The sequence below is a fragment of the Caproicibacterium sp. XB2 genome (assembly GCF_044880635.1).
Classification (GTDB): domain Bacteria; phylum Bacillota; class Clostridia; order Oscillospirales; family Acutalibacteraceae; genus Caproicibacterium; species Caproicibacterium lactatifermentans.
Genome location: NZ_CP173227.1, coordinates 261,481 through 280,235, shown reverse-complemented (window position 1 = coordinate 280,235; position 18,755 = coordinate 261,481). Strand labels below are relative to the sequence as shown.

Below are 18,755 nucleotides of genomic sequence, written 5' to 3'. Positions count from 1 at the left end.
TATGGCAGATTCAGTTGGAATCATAAGCCTGGGCTGTGCAAAAAACCAGGTGGACGGAGAAGTTATGCTGGCGTCGCTGGAAAACGCTGGCTGGCAGATAAAAGATGACGCGGCGCTGGCCGATGTCGCCATTGTCAATACATGCGGCTTTATTCAAAGCGCGAAACAAGAAAGCATCAATGAGATACTGGAACTGGCGCGGCTGAAAAAAGAGGGACGCATCAAGGCGATTGTCGTAACCGGCTGTCTGGCGGAACGCTACCGTGAGCAGATTATGCAGCAGTTGCCGGAGTGTGACGCTGTCTGCGGCATTGGTGCAAATGCCGATATTGACGCCGTCTGCCGCGCAGCACTGGCCGGCAGCCGTCCGGAGTCCTTCCCTGAAAAAGAAAAGCTGCCACTGTGCGGGGAACGCCGTCTGCTGACGCCAAGCTATTACGCGTACCTAAAAATTGCGGAGGGCTGCGACAATCGCTGCAGCTATTGTGCCATTCCGTTTATTCGCGGCCGGTACCGCAGCCGCCCCATGGAAGAAATTGTGGTGGAAGCAGAAAAACTGGTGAAAAATGGCGCCAAGGAATTGACGCTGATTGCACAGGACACCACAAAATACGGCTGGGATTTGTACGGCCATAAGCTGATGCTCCCTGCCCTGCTGACTCGTCTGTGCAAAATCGACGGTTTGCAGTGGATTCGCTTTTTGTACTGCTACCCGGACTACCTGACCGATGACCTGCTCGATGTCATGGCAAAAGAGCCAAAAGTTCTGCCGTACATTGACCTTCCGCTGCAACACTGCAGCGGGCGAATTCTAAAAGCCATGCACCGCTGGGGTGACCGGGAAAAACTGACACAGCTGATTGCACATATTCGCGAAAAGCTGCCGGACGTTACCCTGCGCACCACGCTGATTACCGGATTTCCCGGCGAAACGGAAGAGGACTTTACCCAGCTGTGTGAATTTGTAAAAGAAATTCAGTTTGATCGGCTGGGCTGTTTCCCCTATTCGCAGGAGGAGGGAACCGAAGCGGCACAGCTGCCGAATCAGATTGACAGCGACGTAAAGGGACACCGTGCCGAGCTGATTATGGAAGGCCAAATGGAGCGTATGCAGGCGGCCGGTGAAGCAATGGTCGGCAGCATCCAAACCGTTTTGTGTGAGGGCTGGGACCGTTATGTAAACTGCTGGTTTGGCCGCACCGCCGCGCAGGCACCAGACGATATTGACGGGAAAGTATTCTTTACCGTACCGCAGGGAACCCCAAAGCCGTCCTTCGGCAGTTTTGTGCCCATTCTGATAACGAACTGTATTGACGGAGACCTTGTGGGTGAACTGCGCCCGCAAAAGGAGGCTCACTTATGAACCTGCCCAATAAGCTATCACTCGCGCGCATGGTCATGGTACCGTTTATTGTCGCCTTCCTGCTGCTTCCGCAGGTATGGGGACATTACCTTTGGGCACTGCTGCTGTTCCTCGTAGCTTCCTATACGGATCATTTGGACGGAAAAATTGCCCGTTCCTGCGGCATGATTACTTCTTTCGGAAAATTTTTGGACCCACTAGCAGACAAGGTGCTGATTTTGTCCGTCTTTATCTGTTTTGTCAAGCTGGACCTATGCAACATCTGGCTGGTTCTCATCCTTTTGTTTCGGGAATTTGCCATCACTTTTCTTCGGCTGGTCGCTGTGGAATCCGGCAAAGTAATTGCCGCCAACAAATGGGGCAAATCCAAAACCGTTTCCCAGATTGTCGCCGCCATCTGTGTGCTGCTATTCCAAACCCTCGGGGAATTCGGCATCGTTTCCGCCGCCGCAATGCCTGCCCTCAACCTCTTCGGCAACCTGCTGATTGGCATTTCCTGTGTGCTGGCTGTCATCAGCGGCATTGTCTATATTGTGCAAAACCGCCATGTAATCAACCAGATTCGATAAGGAACTGTCCGCCTTCATTGACATTTGAGCCCATGCAACATATAATAAATAGGTATGAAATGCTGAGAACGGAAAAAGTAACAGGGCACGCTGCGGCAGAGAGAAAGCGCCACTGGCTGCAAGTGCTTTTCGCGGCTGCCCTGTGAAGCATGCATCCGGGAGCAGGCAGGGGGAAATCCCTGCACGGCGGGAACCGTTATCATCCTTGAGTGAAAAACCGGAGTGGAACCGCGGAATTGACTTTTCGCCTCCGTCTGTGCAGGAAATTTTCTGCATGGACGGGGGCTTTTTTCGCGCTCTGTTTTTCATGTGTCGACACAAGGAGTGTTACTATGTTTGCAAAGCTGAAGGCAGAAATTGACTCAATTATGGACCGTGACCCGGCCGCACGCAGCCGGCTGGAGGTCTACTTCCTTTACAGCGGCTTTAAGGCCGTGCGCAGCTACCGGCGGGCCCATCGGCTGCTGGAAAACGGGCATCCGTTTCTGGCACGTTGGGTAAGCCAGCGCTCCCGCCACAAAACCGGCATTGAAATTCACCCCGGCGCAAAAATCGGCAAAGGCCTGTTCATTGACCACGGCATGGGTGTGGTCATCGGCGAAACAACCGAAATCGGCGACAACTGTACACTGTATCAGGGGGTAACTTTGGGCGGCACTGGAAAAGATAAGGGAAAACGGCACCCAACCCTTGGCAACAACGTGTTGGTCGGTACCGGCGCTAAAATCCTTGGCCCTATGAAAATCGGTGATAACGCCCGCATTGCCGCCGGCGCCGTTGTACTGGAGGAAGTACCCGCCAATGCCACCGCTGTAGGCGTACCGGCAAGAGTGGTGCGCATTAACGGTGTCCGCCCAAATAACCTGGACCAGGTCCATGTCACCGACCCTGTTTCGCAGGAACTGGGCCGCATGAACACACTGCTGGAAAATATCGAACAGAAGCTGGGTATGCAGATAGAAAACTGTTGCTGTGCAGAAGATGAAGAACCTGCACAGACACTATCCAGTACAAAAGCAAAATAACTGCAGGGAGATTTCATAAATGAAACTGTACAACACACTGACACGCAAAAAAGAAGAGTTCGTCCCCATTACGCCCAAGGAAGCGAAAATTTACGCCTGCGGTCCTACCGTATACAACTACATTCATATAGGAAATGCCCGCCCCATCTGCGTCTTTGATGTTCTGCGCCGCTACATGGAATACTGCGGCTATCAGGTCACCTTCGTGCAAAACTTTACGGATATTGACGATAAAATCATCAACAAGGCCAACGAAGAAGGCAGCGACTACCTGACCGTCAGCCGCAGATATATTAAAGAGTACAAAAAAGATGCCGCCGGCCTGAATGTGCGGCCGGCAACGGTACACCCCAAGGCAACCGAAAACATTGAGGGTATCCAAAAGCTCATTTCTACTTTAATAGACAAAGGGTACGCTTATCCCACCGACAATGGCGACGTTTATTTCCGCACCCTGAAAAATAAAAATTACGGAAAACTCAGCCATCAGCCGCTGGAAGACCTGCAGGCCGGCGCGCGCATTGCCACCGGTGAAATCAAAGAGGACGCCATGGATTTTGCCCTGTGGAAAGGCGCTAAGCCGGGCGAGCCCTACTGGGAATCCCCATGGGGGCACGGCCGTCCCGGCTGGCACATTGAGTGCTCGGCTATGGCACTGCGCTACCTCGGCAAGACGATTGACATTCACTGCGGCGGGCAGGACCTAATTTTCCCACATCACGAAAATGAAATTGCCCAAAGTGAATGCGCCAATGGCGTTCCATTTGCACATTACTGGCTGCACAACGGCTATATCAATATCAATAACCAAAAGATGAGCAAAAGCCTGCACAATTTCTTTACTGTGCGTGATGTAGCAGAAAAATTTGGCTATGAACCGATTCGTTACCTAATGGTATCCGCACACTACCGTATGCCCATCAACTACAGCGTGGCAATGATTGGACAGTGCAAGGCTTCTTTGGACCGCCTGTATAACTGCCGTGATAACCTTGCTTTTGTTTTGCAGCACGCACCGGACGGCGAAAAAACCGGTGATGCCGCTGTACGGGAAAAGCTGAACGCCTGCCGCACCGCGTTTGAAAGCGCCATGGATGACGACCTGAACACAGCCAACGCCATTGCTGCACTGTTTGACATGGTAAAAGAAATCAACACTGACCTTTCCACCGAAAAGGCGCCGGGCAAAGCAATCTGTCAGTATGCTTATGACCTGTTTACTAAGCTGGCAGATGTACTAGGTCTGCTGTACAGCCGCCCGGTACCGGGCACCGAAAGCTCAGAAGACAGTGAAAGCGCCGAAATTGAAGCGCTCATTGTACAGCGCACACAGGCCCGCGCAGAGAAGAACTGGGCGAAAGCGGACTGTATCCGTGACGAACTGAAAGCACGCGGTGTGGTGCTGGAGGATACACCGCAGGGTGTAAAATGGCATAAAGAATAAATGCAAAAGCAAAAAGCAGGTCCCCGATGTAAATCGAGGGCCTGCTTTTTATATCTATTTTTTTGTGGGCTTCCAGCCCAGAACAACACGGTCAAACTGGTTAAAGTCTTTGATAACCGAAATTTTCTCCAGCCCCACCGATGTGAACAGGGCGGAAACCGCCGCTGCCTGACTTTCGCCAATTTCCACCGCACACAGGCCACCGGGCTGCAGCTGCGGTATCCACAGCTTGGAAATCGCCCGATAAAACTGAAGACCGTCCGTGCCACCATCAATAGCGGTTTCCGGTTCATAATGCAGTTCCGTCTGCAGGCCCGGAATCTCCCCGGCACGTACATACGGCGGGTTACACAAAAAGCCGCCTAACAGCCCGCAGGAAGCCGCATCCGCCTTGGAAAAGGCGTCCAATGAAAGCGGCGTTACGGCAAGGTCCAGATAGGCGCGGCAGTTCTTCTGCAGGTAGGCAAACGCCTGCGGATATTTTTCACCGCAGGCCACTGTCAAATCCGGCCGCAGGCTCTTGAGCTCCAGCCCCACGGCACCGCTGCCGGCACACAGGTCCAGCACTCGTACGCCCTGCGGCAGCAGACGGGAAGCGCTGTGGACCAGCAATTCGGTTTCTTCCCGCGGGCACAGCACACCTTCCCCCACTGCCAGCTCCAAATTCAAAAACGGCCATTTTTCCAAAAGATACTGCAGCGGCTCACCGGCCGCCCGTTTTTCCGCAAGCCGCAGAAGCTGTTCCGCCTTTCGTTCGTCCGCCGGTTCGTGTCCATGCACTGCAAGACCCGGACGGTCCAGATGCAGTACCTTTTGACAGAGGCACACCGCATCAAATGCCGGACTTTCGTTTCCGGCCTGCTGCAAAATCTTTTTTGCCTTTAAATATGCCTGTTCATTTGTCATGCGGCAATCCGGTCCTCTCCATTCGCGGGAATCACTTTCTTCATGGCCGCGATTGCTACTTCCATCATGCCGTCGTCCGGCTCTTTCACGGTCAGGCGCTGCATCCACAACCCCGGCGCGGCAATGATGCGTGTTAAGCGGTTCTCGTGACGGCCGCAGTAGCGAATCAGTTCATACCCCAGCCCCACAACAATGGGAATACACAGCAGTTTAACAAAAGTGCGCAGGAATGGATTGGAAAACGGAATAAACAGTCCAACCAAAATGCCAATCAAAATCATCAGCACCATAAAGCTGGTGCCACAGCGCGGATGGAAACGGCCCTGCCGGCGCACATTATCCACCGTGAGGGGCAGGCCAGCTTCATAGCAAAAAATTGTTTTATGCTCCGCTCCATGGTAACGAAACATTCGCTTTACATCCGGCTGAAAACCGAGCAGCCCAATATAGGCGACAAAAATAATCAAACGCAGCACCCCTTCAAATGGGCTGCGCCAGCCCGCCAGCCCTGAGCCGGTTACATGCAGCAGCAAATTGAATAGTGCCGTCGGCACCAAAAAGAACAATGCAATCGCAAGCGCTACTCCCAGCACAGAACCAATCACCATAAAAACTTTGGCTGCCTTATCCCCCAGATGTTTGTCAATCCACTGATCCAGTTTGCTCTCGTTTTCTTCCTCCTCGCCCTCTATATCCGTCATGCCGGATTTTTCACTGGACATATCCAGTGCCCGGCTGCTCATACAAAGGCTGTCCGCAAAAGAAGCCACCCCACGCAAAAGGGGCAATCGGAACACCGGCCAGCGGTCCCAAATAGGGACATACTGCAGCTCTTCGGAGTCAATTTTCCCCTCTGGTGTACGCACAGCAACTTCAATGCGGTGTGGACCGCGCATCAGAATTCCCTCAATCAGTGCCTGACCCCCAATAGAAGTAATGCACTTTTCAGGATTGTTTGCTGTCATCGTCTGCCTCCTCCTCGGTCTGCTGTTTTTCTTTCTCCTTCTGCAGGTGGTCCCGCAGCATTTGAATGGTAGGTACAGTGATGGTAACGGCCGTCCCCACGTCCTCTTGGCTTTCTATATCCAGGCTGCCGGAATGCAGGCGCATAATTTCATCCGCCAGCGCCAGCCCAATTCCGGAGCCACGCACGGTTTGGTTTGCCTTATAAAATTTCTTTTTCACATTCGGCAGATGTTTTTCCGGAATGCCGCAGCCGTTGTCACTGATGATAACCTGAATGAAACCTTCCGCTTCGCTGGCGGTAACGTTAATCGTCCCGCCGCGGTTTGTATATTTTAGGGCGTTGTCCAAAATGTTGACAAATACCTGACGCAGACGGTTTACATCACCCAACACAGGTGAAAGCATAGCCGGCTCCTCATACAGCAGGAATTTCCCCTCATTCTTTGCACGCTCGCTGAACATATACACTGCTTCACCCAGCTCCGCCAAGATGTCAATGCGGTCCATGGTCAGTGTCATGCGCCCGGACTGCATCCGTGAAAAGTCCAGCAGCTCCTCTACCATTCGGGAAAGCCGCTCCGTTTCCCGAATAATCACATCCATGCCTTTGTTAAAGCTTTTCTGGTCCAGCCCGCCGGCCTGCAGTGTTTCACCCCAACCCTTAATGGCAGTCAAGGGTGTACGCAGCTCATGAGAAACGGAGGAGATAAAGTCATTCTTCATGCGCTCCGTTGTGCCCAGCTCTTTGGCCATGTCGTTGATGGTGCGACACAAATCGCCTACTTCATCATTTTGGTAGTGCTCAATGCGAGCATTAAAGTCCCCCTGTGCGATTCGTTTGGCTGTGCTGCCAATCTGCCGAATCGGCACCAGAATGCTGCGGATAAAGTATCTGCCGGAAAGCAGCACCAGCGCAATCACGACCAGACCGGCCAGTGCAAGCAGCAGGACAATAAACAAAATCTGACGGTCTGCCGCGGAAAGCGAAACGACATAGCGGATAGCACCGACAAATTTTCCGGAACTGCCGCGCAGCACACGTGTAACTGCCATGACCCGTTCTCCGCTGGACAAAGGTCCGGTCCATGTGCCGTAACCGTTTTTGTTCTGCTGGGCCGCGGTATAATCCGGCATCTTCTCACTGCTGTCCGGCGCAAATCCCAGACTGGTATTGATAATTTTTCCCCTGTTGTTAAATACCATCAGTTCCATGCTTTCTTTATTGGGGAAATTCTCCACATACTGGCGAGCTACCGTACTAAAGTTGCTGGCCGTGCGCAGGCCGTTGTTTGCGAAGACATTGGTCAGTTCCTCGCTTCTGGAATCGATTGTCGTTTGAATGCCGTTGTAAATATAGCTGCGGGCCGCCAGTGACAGCGCAACAATGAGCACAATCAGTACCAGCACCGTAATGCCCAGGGAATTCAGCAGCCAGCGCTGTGAAATCTTTTTGGTATTTTTCTGCTGTTCTTCTTTGTTTTCTGTATTTCCTACCTGTTCCGGCACTTTCGTCTTCAGGCCTCCCATTTATATCCCAAACCCCAAACCGTAACAATATGTTTCGGGTTGCTGGGTTCGTCCTCCACCTTCATGCGCAGCCGACGAATATTGACATCTACAATTTTTTCTTCTCCAACATAGGATTCACCCCACACATGCCGCAGAATGGCGTTGCGCTCCAGCGCGGCACCGGGATTACTGAAAAAGTATTCCATAACCTGGAACTCCACCTGTGTCAGGTCAATATGTTTGGAACCTTTCATCAGGGTTCGGCTGCGCAGGTTCAGCGAAAACTCACCAGAACGAATTTCCTCGGTAAAATGATTTTCCACCCGCATTTGCTCCAGTGCCACACGCCGGTATACGGCATCTACGCGTGCGACCAGCTCACTTGGAGAAAACGGCTTGGTCACATAGTCATCGGCACCCATCATCAAACCGCTCACCTTATCCATTTCCTGTGTACGCGCTGTCAGCAGGATAATTCCGATAGAACCGCTTTGGTGACGCAGTTCCTTGCAGACCGAAAGGCCGTCATGCTGGCCGGGCATCATAATGTCCAGGATAGCTACATCAAAGTCACCGTTCTCCCTTGCGTATATCTCCAGTGCCTGGTCACCGTTTTCAGCCTCAGTCACATCATATCCGGCCCGTTCCAGATTGATAACAATGAATTCACGGATGGCCTGTTCATCCTCCGCAATCAATATTTTCTTCATAGCTGCCTCCTTCTGTACACAAAAGGCACCACCTTTGCGGGCGGTCCCTGAAATCTTTTCATACACATCCTGCCGAAACTGCAGGGAATTTTCTTCTCAAGTTGAACTGTCTGTCGTGATAAACTGAAAACATTTTTTCAGCTGTGCCGCCGGAACCGCCAGCGGGTCACTCGGTGTCGGGCAGGAAATCGCTACGACCAGGCTGCCATCCGACAGCACCTGCTCAAACCCTTTTGTCTTCTCTTTAGCATTCCACTCACTTTGGGTAAACACCTGTGCCACCAGCAGCGCTTTTCCCACTGTGCCGCCGGAAACGTTGAATGAAGAAACCGTCAGGGTACGGGCACCTACGTCCTGCCGTGTGGTGATGGCATTTTTCCATTTGTCCGGCAGGGTAATGCTGTAGCCGTCCCGCGAATTGAAAATCATGGAGGCAGCCGTGCTGTAGTTCCCGCTGGCAGAATTAAACTGTGTCCACTGTGTTTCGCTGCCCACGTCATCGGAAGAAACCCCCACATAACCCGGCAGCCGCGTGACAATGGGGAATTCGATAATTCTATCGTTATTAATATCGCAGGAAGAAATAGCAACATCCCGCATGGTTACATTCTGCTGCGGTGACTGTGCACTGTAAAGCGGCGCGGTCAGTGTTTTCTTTGCCTTATTCCAGTACAGAAGTTCACTGAGCGTTTTGCCGCTGGTCTGCACACAGTCCAGCAGAACGCCCGGCTGTTTGGCGCTGACATTGCCCTCCTTCAGATTGGAAAGCTTTACAATGCCCGCTTCCATGCGGGTGCTGCCCATCAGCTGCAGCGCGCTGCCCTGCATACGAAACAGCTGTGCGGTCAGTGGCTGCTGTATATCGGTAGGAATGTCAACCGTAAGCAGCTCTTTTTTACCGTCCCCGTCAAAGTCCATAACGGACATTCCGCTGTAGCTCTGGTCTACTTTCAGCTCATTCATTTTTTGATTTTGATAATAATAAATAGAAACCGTGTTAGCCGAACTGGCACTGCTGCCCCAGCCAACAATCACTTCATCTACGCCGTCACCGTTCATATCACCAAAGCACACATGGTCCACTTGTGCGCCGGGGGTGGAAAACGTGCCGATGTCTTTCCACTTCCCATTCACCTTCTGCGTAAAGAGCAGGTTTACCGTTGTGTCATTATCTCCCCGCTGATAAAATGCCAGCGCCTCCTGAGTGAAATCTCCGCACAAATTGTACTGAATAATGGCAGAACGGTAGTCACCGGAAGCCGGATATTTCAGGGTGAAATTACGTCCGGCCTTTTCTTCCAGTAAATTATAGATATTCGCTTTCTCGCCGGTTGGTTTCGGTGGGCGCATCAGAGAGCGCGCGTCCAGTCCGGTAAAAGAACACCCGGAAAGCAGCAGGCTGAGTGTCAGCCCAAGGGCTACCGCTTTCCAGCCGGTGTGCCTTTTTCGCTGTGCCACACGCTCACCTCCTTTTCCTTCACATTTTTATTAACAGTATAGCATTTTTCGGCTGGAATGAACAGTATTAAAATATTTACAGCCGCTGTACAGAGCTGCCTCCTGCCCCGCGGACAGCGTTCCTGTTTGACAAAAGAAAATCAAAAAAATCCGCCCCACAGGTTTGAAATCTGCAGAGCGGACCTTTCTTATTTTATCTAAACTTTATTCAACTGTGACAGATTTTGCAAGGTTACGCGGTTTATCCACATCGCACCCGCGCAACACAGCAATATGATAAGCCAAAAGCTGCAACGGTACAATGGCAACCAACGGTGACAGAATATCGCGTACTTTCGGCACCCGCAGCAGGTTAGTCGTCAGTTCCGAATCCACCTTATCCCCTTCACGGCAGACTAAAATCACTTTGGCACCGCGGGACTTTACTTCCTCCAGATTGCTGACGGTTTTGGGGTACAGGCTCGGCTGTGTTGCCACACCAATGACCGGTGTGCCTTCTTCAATCAAAGAAATCGTTCCGTGCTTTAATTCTCCGGCAGCGTATGCCTCACAGTGCACATACGATACTTCTTTAAGCTTCAGGGAACTTTCCTGGCACAGGGTATAGTCGACACCGCGGCCAATGAAGAACACATGCTCATCGTCTTTCAGCTGCTTAGCACAGCTGATGATCTCCGGTTCATGGTCAATGGCTTCCTGGATATGCGCGGGCATTTCCAAAAGTTCTCGGCAGTAATCCGCTTCCTGCTGTTCTGTCAGCTGACCATGCAGACAGCCCAGTTTGACCGCCAGCAGGTACAGTACGGACAGCTGCACCAAGTACGCCTTGGTGCTGGCAACCGCAATCTCCGGACCAGCCCATGTATACAGCACATCGTTCGCTTCCCGCGCAATGGAAGAACCCGGCACATTGACAATCGCCAGTGTGCGCACACCCTTTTCTTTTGCCAGACGCAGTGCCGCCAGTGTGTCGGCGGTTTCGCCGGACTGTGAAATCAGAATGACCAGGTCATGCTTGCTGAAAATCGGGTCCCGATAGCGAAACTCGGAAGCAATGGAAACTTCCACCGGAATACGGGCAAGTGCTTCAATGGCATAGCGTCCCACCAAACCAGCGTGCATTGCCGTACCGCAGGCCACAATATGAATATGATCAACGGCCGCCAGTGTATCATCCGGCAAACCAGAAATACCCAGTTCCACTTTTCCGCCGCGAATGCGCGGGGAAAGGCAGCGTTTCACTGCTTCCGGCTCCTCATGAATCTCCTTCAGCATAAAGTGCGGATAGCCACCCTTTTCGGCCGTGCCCACGTCCCAAGTAGCTGTCAAAACATCTTTATGGACCGGTTTGCCCGCAAGGTCAACGACTTCTACGCCATCTTTGCGCAGAATGGCAATTTCACCCGGCTCCGGCAGGAAATACTGCTTGGTATGCTGCAGCAGAACCGTCATATCGGAAGCAATGAAGTTCTCCCCACTGCCCAAGCCAACCACCAGCGGGCTGTCTTTGCGCACCGCATAAATGGTGTCCGGCTGGTCATCAAACAGAATGCCCAGTGCGTAGGAACCCTCTGCATCATGGATCGTCTGTGCGATGGCCTGAATGGGGTCATTGCTCTGCTCATAATAGTGGTCCAGCGTCGCGGCAACCGTTTCCGTATCCGTTTCGCTCTGGAAAGTAAACCCTTCGGCCAGGCGGGCATCTTTCAGCTGCATATAATTCTCGATAATGCCGTTGTGCACCAGTGTGACACGGCCGCTGCGGTGCGGATGTGCATTAACGTCACTCGGCTCGCCATGGGTGGCCCAGCGGGTATGCCCAATGCCACAGCAGCCAAATGGACGCTCGCCGGCATCAATCTTATCCTGAAGCCGCTGCAGACGTCCCTGTGTCTTTACGACCGAAACACCGCTTTTGCCATACACTGCAATGCCGGCGGAGTCATAGCCGCGGTACTCCAGCTGACGCAGTCCGTCCAGCAGGATATCAACAGAATCATGCTTGCCTACATAGCCTATAATTCCACACATATATTCAATTTTCCTTTCTGTACATACAAATGCTAAAAATAAAAATGGATAGAACATTTCTTCACGGAAATAACGATGCTTTTCTGAGTGATTCTCCACGGGGTGCCGACACCGCATCACACTTTGTACATCGTCTGACGACTGCCCGCTTCATGCAGCCGGAAGTGCATCCGCCGAAACCTTCGATCACACTTCTCCTCGTCACGCTTGGGGTGCTGTCACCGGGCAAAGCCTCCGCGGCCTGCCCACACCTGTGCGTCTGGCGCTTTTTTTAAGCTATCAAATAAGGACCGCATTCCCCCTTTTTAATTCTATTTATTATATGCATCGACACCTGCTTTGTCAACTGTTCCCTTTCCTTCTGAGAAATAGTATAAAATACTTGCGCCATGTTTCCATGCATGTTATAATATTTGTGCAATAAAACAGAAATAATAATTATTATTATTGGAGGCCTTCATAATGATACCCTGCACACAAAAAGTAACTGATGATATTGTCTGGGTTGGCGGCAGTGACCGGCGGCTTGCCCTGTTTGAAAATGTATTTCCTCTGCCGGATGGTATCAGCTATAATGCCTATGTTATTTTGGACGAAAAAACAGCCCTGATGGACACGGCAGACGCGGCGATTGCCGAGCGCTTCCTAACCAACGTGGAGGGTGCACTTGCCGGACGGAAGCTCGACTATCTGGTTGTGAACCACATGGAACCCGACCACTGCGCCATGATTGGCGAAATTGTGCGCCGTTACCCGGAAATTAAACTGGTGGGCAATACCAAAACATTCCGTTTTATGGAGCAGTTCTTTGACTTCCCACTGCAGGACCGCTGCATAACCGTCAAAGAAGGCGATACCCTGACACTGGGCCGTCACCTGCTGCACTTCGTCATGGCGCCCATGGTGCACTGGCCGGAAGTCATGATGTCCTATGACAGCACAGATAAAATTCTGTTCTCTGCGGACGCTTTCGGTACATTCGGCGCTTTCCACGGTCCAATTTTCGCCGACCAGATCAACTTCCAGGTACGCTACGTTGATGAAGCCCGCCGCTATTACACCAACATTGTCGGCAAATACGGCCCGCAGGTGCAGGCTGTGCTGAAAAAAGCGACTGGTTTGGACATTGCCATACTCTGCCCGCTGCACGGTCCCATTTGGCGCAAGGACCTCGGCTGGATTTTGGACAAGTACGACAAATGGAGCCGGTATGAGCCAGAAGAAAAGGGCGTAGTGATTGCCTACGGTTCTATGTACGGCAACACGGAAGCGGCAGCTGAAGAATTGGCCAATCTGCTGGCACAGAAGGGTGTAACCGCCCTGCGGCTGTATGATGTTTCCAAGACAGATTCCTCCTATCTCATCTCTGATCTGTTCCGTTTCAGCAACTTTGTGCTTGCTGCTCCGACCTACAACAACGGCGTTTACCTGCCCATGAATGCCCTGCTGCATGACATTGCGGCGCTCAACCTGCAAAACCGGCAGTATTCCCTTATCAGCAACGGCAGCTGGGCACCTATCAGCGGCAAAAAGATGGACGAAGCCCTGAACAAACTGAAAGGAATGCAGCAGGTCGGCGAAACTGTGCAGTTCCGTTCCAGCCTGAAGGCAGAGCAGCTTCCGCAGCTGAAAGCACTAGCACAGGCAATCTGTGATTCTTTAAAATAAATCATAAATCGTTTTTCAGCATAAAAAATGCGCTTCCAAAGGTGTAAAACCTTTTGGAGCGCATTTTTATATGCCGTTTACCGGCATGGGAGGAACTTTCTAAGAGGCATCATAAGCCATTCCTCCAACCCTTTGGCGGCGTACTGTTAAGGCCCGTCTATGGGTTCCTGCAGGTTCGCCGCAATGACCTTAATCTGCCTTTACTGGGAAGGTGAACGGTCCGCTGTCCCGTCCTGCCCGATTCCCTCTCTTCCCTGATACACTTCTTATCATATGCGTGTTTTTAGCACTGTTGATATTATCGCTGATGATTAGAGAATCCGCTAATGGAAACACCGTATCAAAACGGACCGTTCTGAACGCACTGGAATACGGCATTCACGTGCTGCAGGCTATCAAGGACGGTCAAACTGTTTTTGTGTGAAAAGGCAGAATATGATATGATAGCAGAAAGGAGGATGCTTTATGAATTTTCAGAGTACTTTAATTGTTGTACACGACATGGAACGTTCCAAGGCCTTTTACTGCCGCCTGTTTAACATGACTGTTACTGCCGATTTTGGCGAAAACGTCACTCTTTCTGACCATCTCTCCCTGCAAACACTGAACAGCTGGAGGAAATTCGTAAATAGATCCGACAATGAAATCCAGTTTGGCGGCTGTTCCGGGGAACTTTATTTTGAAACAGATGATATGACCGTATTTCAGGTCCGTCTGGAAAGCCTTTATCCGGATATTGAGTATATCACCCCGCCGGAAGAACAGCCGTGGGGGCAGCAGGTCACGCGTTTCTATGACCCCGACCACCATATCATCGAAGTTGGCGAAAAACTGGAAACTGTTGCACGGCGTTTCCTTGCGGTTGGCTTTTCCTCCGCTGACACCGCAAAGCGAATGCAGGTCCCCGAAGAAATGGTTCAGCACATCGCAGAGGAGGACGATGCGGAACTGCTATTTTCCCTGATGGTTTAAAAAATAAAATTTTTTATACTTTTCTCTTGTGAATTGTTAAATCAAATGCTAATATAGGTTTAAAATAATAAGTCAGCTTGATTAGGAGCTGATAAAGGAGAGCGCTTTTGTATGTCATTTAAAAGTTCCTATCTCAATGAAGTGTACGAAGGTCTTGCCAAGCGCAACGCGGAGCAGAAAGAATTTCTGCAGGCCGTCCGTGAAGTGTTCGAGTCCCTGGAACCGGTGGTTGCCGCTCACCCGGGGCTGGAAAAGAACGGCATTATGGAGCGCCTGACTGAGCCGGAACGTGCGGTGCTGTTCCGCGTTCCGTGGGTGGATGACAGCGGAAAAGTACGCGTAAACCGCGGCTACCGTGTACAGTTTAGCTCTGCCATTGGCCCCTACAAGGGCGGCCTGCGCTTTCACCCCAGCGTGAACCTTTCCATCATTAAATTCCTCGGTTTTGAGCAGACATTTAAAAACAGCCTGACCGGCCTGCCCATGGGCGGCGGCAAGGGCGGCAGTGACTTCGACCCGAAGGGCAAATCCGACACGGAAGTCATGCGCTTCTGCCAGAGCTTTATGACCGAGCTGTACCGCCACATTGGCCCGAACTGCGACGTTCCCGCCGGCGATATTGGTGTCGGCGGCCGTGAAATCGGCTATCTGTTTGGTCAGTATAAGCGTATCCGCAACGAATTTACCGGCGTTCTGACCGGCAAGGGAATTCCCTATGGCGGCTCCCTTGCCCGTACAGAAGCGACCGGATACGGCCTGTGCTACTTTACCAAGGAAATGCTGGCTGCCAACGGCATGAGCTTCGAGGGCAAAAAAATCGTCATTTCCGGTTCCGGAAACGTGGCAACCTATGCAAACCAGAAGGCTACCCAGTTGGGCGGCAGGGTTATTGCCATGAGTGATTCCAACGGCTATATTGTCGACGAGAACGGCATTGACTACAAAGTAATTAAAGAAATTAAAGAAGTCAAGCGTGCGCGCATCAAAACCTACCCCGAATATGTGTCAGGCGCAAAATATGTCGAGGGCAGCTCCGGTATTTGGAACGTCCCGTGTGACATTGCCCTGCCCTGCGCTACTCAGAACGAGCTGCCGCTGGAGGGCGCAAAAGCACTGGTTTCCAACGGCTGCAAGGCTGTCGCAGAAGGTGCCAACATGCCTTCCACACCGGAGGCCATCGCCTACCTGCAGGCAAACAACATTCTGTTTGCGCCGGCAAAGGCTTCCAACGCAGGCGGCGTAGCCACCAGCGGTTTGGAAATGAGCCAGAACTCCCTGCGTCTGTCCTGGACTTTCGATGAAGTGGACGAGCGCCTGCACAACATTATGAAAAATATCTATGCTAACGCAGCACAGGCTGCTGAAATATACGGCATGAAGGGCAACCTGGTCGCAGGCGCCAATATTGCTGGCTTCACCAAGGTTGCAGACGCTATGATTGCACATGGTATTGTCTGATTTTTAATCTAGAAATAAAATCTCAAAATTTTTCCGCTGACATAAAGGAGCGGGCGAAAGCGTAACATACGCTTTTGCCCGCTCCTTTTTTATTTTGGCACAGCGCCCGTTCGGCGGTGCTTTCGTTCTTCCTTTTTTCTGATTTGCTCACAGGCCGTCAAAGTGGCTCTTCTTCCTGCATGGTGATGTTCCCTGCATGCTGCACAGTCTCCGTGCCGTTCACAGTTTGGCCTGCGGCATGGACAAATTTGATTTTCCATTTTGTCAGTCCTCCGTATGCAGCTTTGCCGCCAGCGCAACCCAGCCGCGCTCTTCCCGCCGCTGCAGGATTTGGAAGTCCGGCTTCAATACTTTCAGCACGTCCTCTTCCCGTTCGTCAATAATGCCGCTCATCAAATAAACCGCATTGGGATTAAAAAAGCGCTGTACATTGGCGGTCAGCTCGATAATCACATCCGCAACAATATTGGCGACGACTACATCATAAGTGCCGCCGACTTTCTCCGTCAGGTCGCCGCAGATACCGGTAAACTGTTTTTCCACACCGTTGCGGGCAGCATTCTGTTTGGCGGTTTTTACCGCCAGTTCGTCAATATCCACACCCACCGCGTGGTCAGCACCCAGCAGCAGCGCCGCAACCGACAAAATACCGCTGCCGCAGCCCACATCCAAGACCTGTGCGCCGCGCTTCACATACTCTTCCAGCATCTGCATACACAGACGGGTTGTTTCATGGGTGCCGGTGCCAAAGGCCAGCCCCGGTTCCAAATGCAGCACAATGCGGCCGCCGCTTTCCGCCGGCTTTTCCCAGGAAGGCTGAATCAGCAGCTTTTCGCCGACTGGCATGGGATGGAAATACTTTTTCCAATTGTTTACCCAATCCTCCATACGGCAGTTCGCCGTTCCGATGGTGTTGTCGATACCGGCCGCGCGCAGGTGTTCCGAAAGGAACGCAACCGCCTCCTTCGGGCTGTCCTGCGGCTGCAGGTAAACGTGAATGATGATATGGGAACGGTCCTTTTTCAATAAATCCTCATCAATCAAGTTGATATGGGCAATTTCCCGTGCGCCCTGCTCCAGGTCTGAATAATCTTCAATATAAATACCGTAAGGCACGACCATTTGTGCAATGGCTTCCGCCTGTTCGCTGTCTTTTTGTGGTACGGTTACGGTCACTTCTGTCCAATCCATTGATTTGTACGCTCCTGTATTCCAGATTTTCGGCAAAACGGACCGCCTGTTTATCATCTTAGCATGAAGCACCTTTGTTTGCAATATAGATGGTACAGACGGACAAAGGTGCAGGGGGCGGTTAAAATAAACAGACGTACCTTTTTGTACAGCACCTGCTGGTTGACACTGGAAAGCACCATTCTGCGCCTTTCCGGCATTTGGATGCGCGGCTGGATATGCGAAACGCTCGGTTCGGTGCAGATGGGGCGGTATCAGCTGATTTTTTCCGTTTTCGCGCTGGGGGTAGTGCTGTCCGCTTCTGGTGCCAATTTCGCCGCAACACGCTTGACCGCAGAGCACGGCTATAACCGCCGGACACTGCGCCGCTGCCTGCTGCTGGGGCTGTTGGTCAGCGGTATTGCGGCGGCTGGGCTGTACGGTTGCGCACCGCTGCTGTCGCCGTTTTTGGGCAATCCAGCTTCTCTGCGCATTTTGATTCCAGGGCTGCCCTGCATTGCCGTTTCCGCTGCGCTGAAAGGCTGTTTTGTCGCTGAAGGACACACCGGCGCCCCGATAGCCGCCGAATTGCTGGAGCAAGGCACCGGGATTGGTCTCAGCCTATTGCTGGTGCCGGGTTCCACCGCGCCGCTGACTATGCTAATGTTGGCATCTACTCTTTCTGAAGGCTGTGCCTGCTTGTTTATAGCCGCTGCCTACTTCCACCGGTACGGCCGAAAGCCGCAGCGAGGCCCGCAAAAAGCACCTGTTCAGTGGAAAGAAGCCGTGCGTATCGGCGGCCCGGTTACTACAGGCACCGGCCTGCGCAGCCTATTGTTTTCGCTGGAAAACCTGCTGATTCCGCGCGGCCTGTCCACACATACCGGCGCGGAAAATGCCCTTGCACAGTATGGGCTGGTGCAGGGCATGGTCCTGCCGATTTTGCAGTTTCCCAGCGCACTGCTTTTTGCCGCCGTTACGCTGCTGGTGCCGGAGCTTGCCCGCTGCTGTGCCCGCCATTTTACAAAGCGTATCCAGCTGGTAACCAGCCGTGCCTTCCGCCTGACACTGTGTTTCTCCTTTGCCTCTGCCGCCCTGATAGCCGCCTTTGCCTTTCCGCTGTGCCACCTGTTTTATCGAAACACACAGGGTGCCCTGTTGCTGCGCGTCACCGCGCCGCTTCTTCCACTGATGTACGTTGACAGCGTTGTGGACGGTATGCTGAAAGGGCTGGACCAGCAGACATGGTCTTTATTCTGTAATTTAACAGATTCCTGTATGCGCGTTTTATGGTGTGCGTTTGTGCTGCCGTACCTTGGGCTGCCCGGATATATTCTCATGTTATTCCTAAGTGAAATATACAATGCGGCACTCAGCATTTCCCGTCTTTTAAAAGTGGCGGACGTTGAAATTTCGCCTATATGGGTTTTTCTGCCTGCAGGCGGCGCTGTTCTTTTATATGTCATTCTGCGGCAGTTTGTTCCATAAAGAATACTGCCCGAAGGC

General features: G+C 52.1%; 15 protein-coding genes. 8 read left to right on the top strand and 7 right to left on the bottom strand.

Annotated elements, in window-relative coordinates:
• The first annotated feature begins 1 nt into the window (after nucleotide 1).
• From rimO to cysS, 4 genes are all read left to right on the top strand, one after another.
• Entirely contained in the window at nucleotides 2–1,363 is a 1,362-nt protein-coding gene (rimO, locus tag ACIHKT_RS01260) for a 30S ribosomal protein S12 methylthiotransferase RimO (protein ID WP_086035117.1), read from the top strand.
• Entirely contained in the window at nucleotides 1,360–1,932 is a 573-nt protein-coding gene (gene pgsA, locus ACIHKT_RS01255; protein ID WP_404352589.1) for a CDP-diacylglycerol--glycerol-3-phosphate 3-phosphatidyltransferase, read from the top strand. The genes rimO and pgsA overlap by 4 nt, the downstream gene beginning before the upstream one ends.
• Before the next feature lie 332 nt (nucleotides 1,933–2,264).
• Nucleotides 2,265–2,957: a serine O-acetyltransferase EpsC gene (gene epsC, locus ACIHKT_RS01250; RefSeq protein ID WP_086035115.1), complete on the top strand. Its 693-nt coding sequence runs from the start codon at nucleotides 2,265–2,267 to the stop codon at nucleotides 2,955–2,957.
• A 19-nt stretch (nucleotides 2,958–2,976) separates the two neighbouring features.
• Complete coding sequence (gene cysS, locus ACIHKT_RS01245) at nucleotides 2,977–4,401, top strand: cysteine--tRNA ligase (protein ID WP_086035114.1); 1,425 nt, start codon at nucleotides 2,977–2,979, stop codon at nucleotides 4,399–4,401.
• Between the two features lie 54 nt (nucleotides 4,402–4,455).
• Here the strand turns inward: cysS and prmC are convergent, their stop codons facing one another.
• The 6 genes from prmC to glmS all read right to left on the bottom strand — a co-directional run bounded on the left by prmC (nucleotide 4,456) and on the right by glmS (nucleotide 11,981).
• A complete protein-coding gene (gene prmC, locus ACIHKT_RS01240) occupies nucleotides 4,456–5,307 on the bottom strand; it encodes a peptide chain release factor N(5)-glutamine methyltransferase (protein WP_086035113.1) in 852 nt (283 codons plus the stop codon).
• Nucleotides 5,304–6,272, bottom strand: coding sequence for a DUF1385 domain-containing protein (locus tag ACIHKT_RS01235; RefSeq protein ID WP_086035112.1), 969 nt, complete (start codon nucleotides 6,270–6,272; stop codon nucleotides 5,304–5,306). The genes prmC and ACIHKT_RS01235 overlap by 4 nt, the downstream gene beginning before the upstream one ends.
• Nucleotides 6,253–7,800, bottom strand: a complete 1,548-nt coding sequence (locus ACIHKT_RS01230) for an ATP-binding protein (protein ID WP_086035111.1) — start codon at nucleotides 7,798–7,800, stop codon at nucleotides 6,253–6,255. Before ACIHKT_RS01230 ends, ACIHKT_RS01235 begins: the two co-directional genes overlap by 20 nt.
• Complete coding sequence (locus tag ACIHKT_RS01225; protein WP_086035110.1) at nucleotides 7,788–8,492, bottom strand: response regulator transcription factor; 705 nt, start codon at nucleotides 8,490–8,492, stop codon at nucleotides 7,788–7,790. The genes ACIHKT_RS01230 and ACIHKT_RS01225 overlap by 13 nt, the downstream gene beginning before the upstream one ends.
• A gap of 96 nt (nucleotides 8,493–8,588) precedes the next feature.
• On the bottom strand, nucleotides 8,589–9,950 hold the full coding sequence (locus ACIHKT_RS01220; protein ID WP_086035109.1) for a VCBS repeat-containing protein: 1,362 nt from the start codon (nucleotides 9,948–9,950) through the stop codon (nucleotides 8,589–8,591).
• A gap of 204 nt (nucleotides 9,951–10,154) precedes the next feature.
• Complete coding sequence (gene glmS, locus ACIHKT_RS01215) at nucleotides 10,155–11,981, bottom strand: glutamine--fructose-6-phosphate transaminase (isomerizing) (protein ID WP_086035108.1); 1,827 nt, start codon at nucleotides 11,979–11,981, stop codon at nucleotides 10,155–10,157.
• Between the two features lie 465 nt (nucleotides 11,982–12,446).
• Here glmS and ACIHKT_RS01210 point away from each other — a divergent pair, with 465 nt between their 5' ends.
• The 3 genes from ACIHKT_RS01210 to gdhA all read left to right on the top strand — a co-directional run bounded on the left by ACIHKT_RS01210 (nucleotide 12,447) and on the right by gdhA (nucleotide 16,079).
• The gene (locus ACIHKT_RS01210) at nucleotides 12,447–13,649 is read left to right on the top strand and encodes an FprA family A-type flavoprotein (RefSeq protein WP_086036794.1); all 1,203 of its coding nucleotides are present in this window, start codon (nucleotides 12,447–12,449) and stop codon (nucleotides 13,647–13,649) included.
• A gap of 465 nt (nucleotides 13,650–14,114) precedes the next feature.
• Nucleotides 14,115–14,621: a VOC family protein gene (locus tag ACIHKT_RS01205; RefSeq protein ID WP_086035107.1), complete on the top strand. Its 507-nt coding sequence runs from the start codon at nucleotides 14,115–14,117 to the stop codon at nucleotides 14,619–14,621.
• Between the two features lie 111 nt (nucleotides 14,622–14,732).
• Nucleotides 14,733–16,079 carry an NADP-specific glutamate dehydrogenase gene (gdhA, locus tag ACIHKT_RS01200; protein WP_086035106.1) on the top strand — a complete coding sequence of 449 codons (1,347 nt, stop codon included), beginning with the start codon at nucleotides 14,733–14,735 and terminating at the stop codon, nucleotides 16,077–16,079.
• Between the two features lie 264 nt (nucleotides 16,080–16,343).
• Here the strand turns inward: gdhA and prmA are convergent, their stop codons facing one another.
• A complete protein-coding gene (gene prmA / locus ACIHKT_RS01195) occupies nucleotides 16,344–17,270 on the bottom strand; it encodes a 50S ribosomal protein L11 methyltransferase (RefSeq protein ID WP_086035105.1) in 927 nt (308 codons plus the stop codon).
• Nucleotides 17,271–17,348: 78 nt separating this feature from the next.
• Here prmA and ACIHKT_RS01190 point away from each other — a divergent pair, with 78 nt between their 5' ends.
• The gene (locus ACIHKT_RS01190) at nucleotides 17,349–18,737 is read left to right on the top strand and encodes an oligosaccharide flippase family protein (protein ID WP_157658887.1); all 1,389 of its coding nucleotides are present in this window, start codon (nucleotides 17,349–17,351) and stop codon (nucleotides 18,735–18,737) included.
• Nucleotides 18,738–18,755 lie beyond the last annotated feature (18 nt).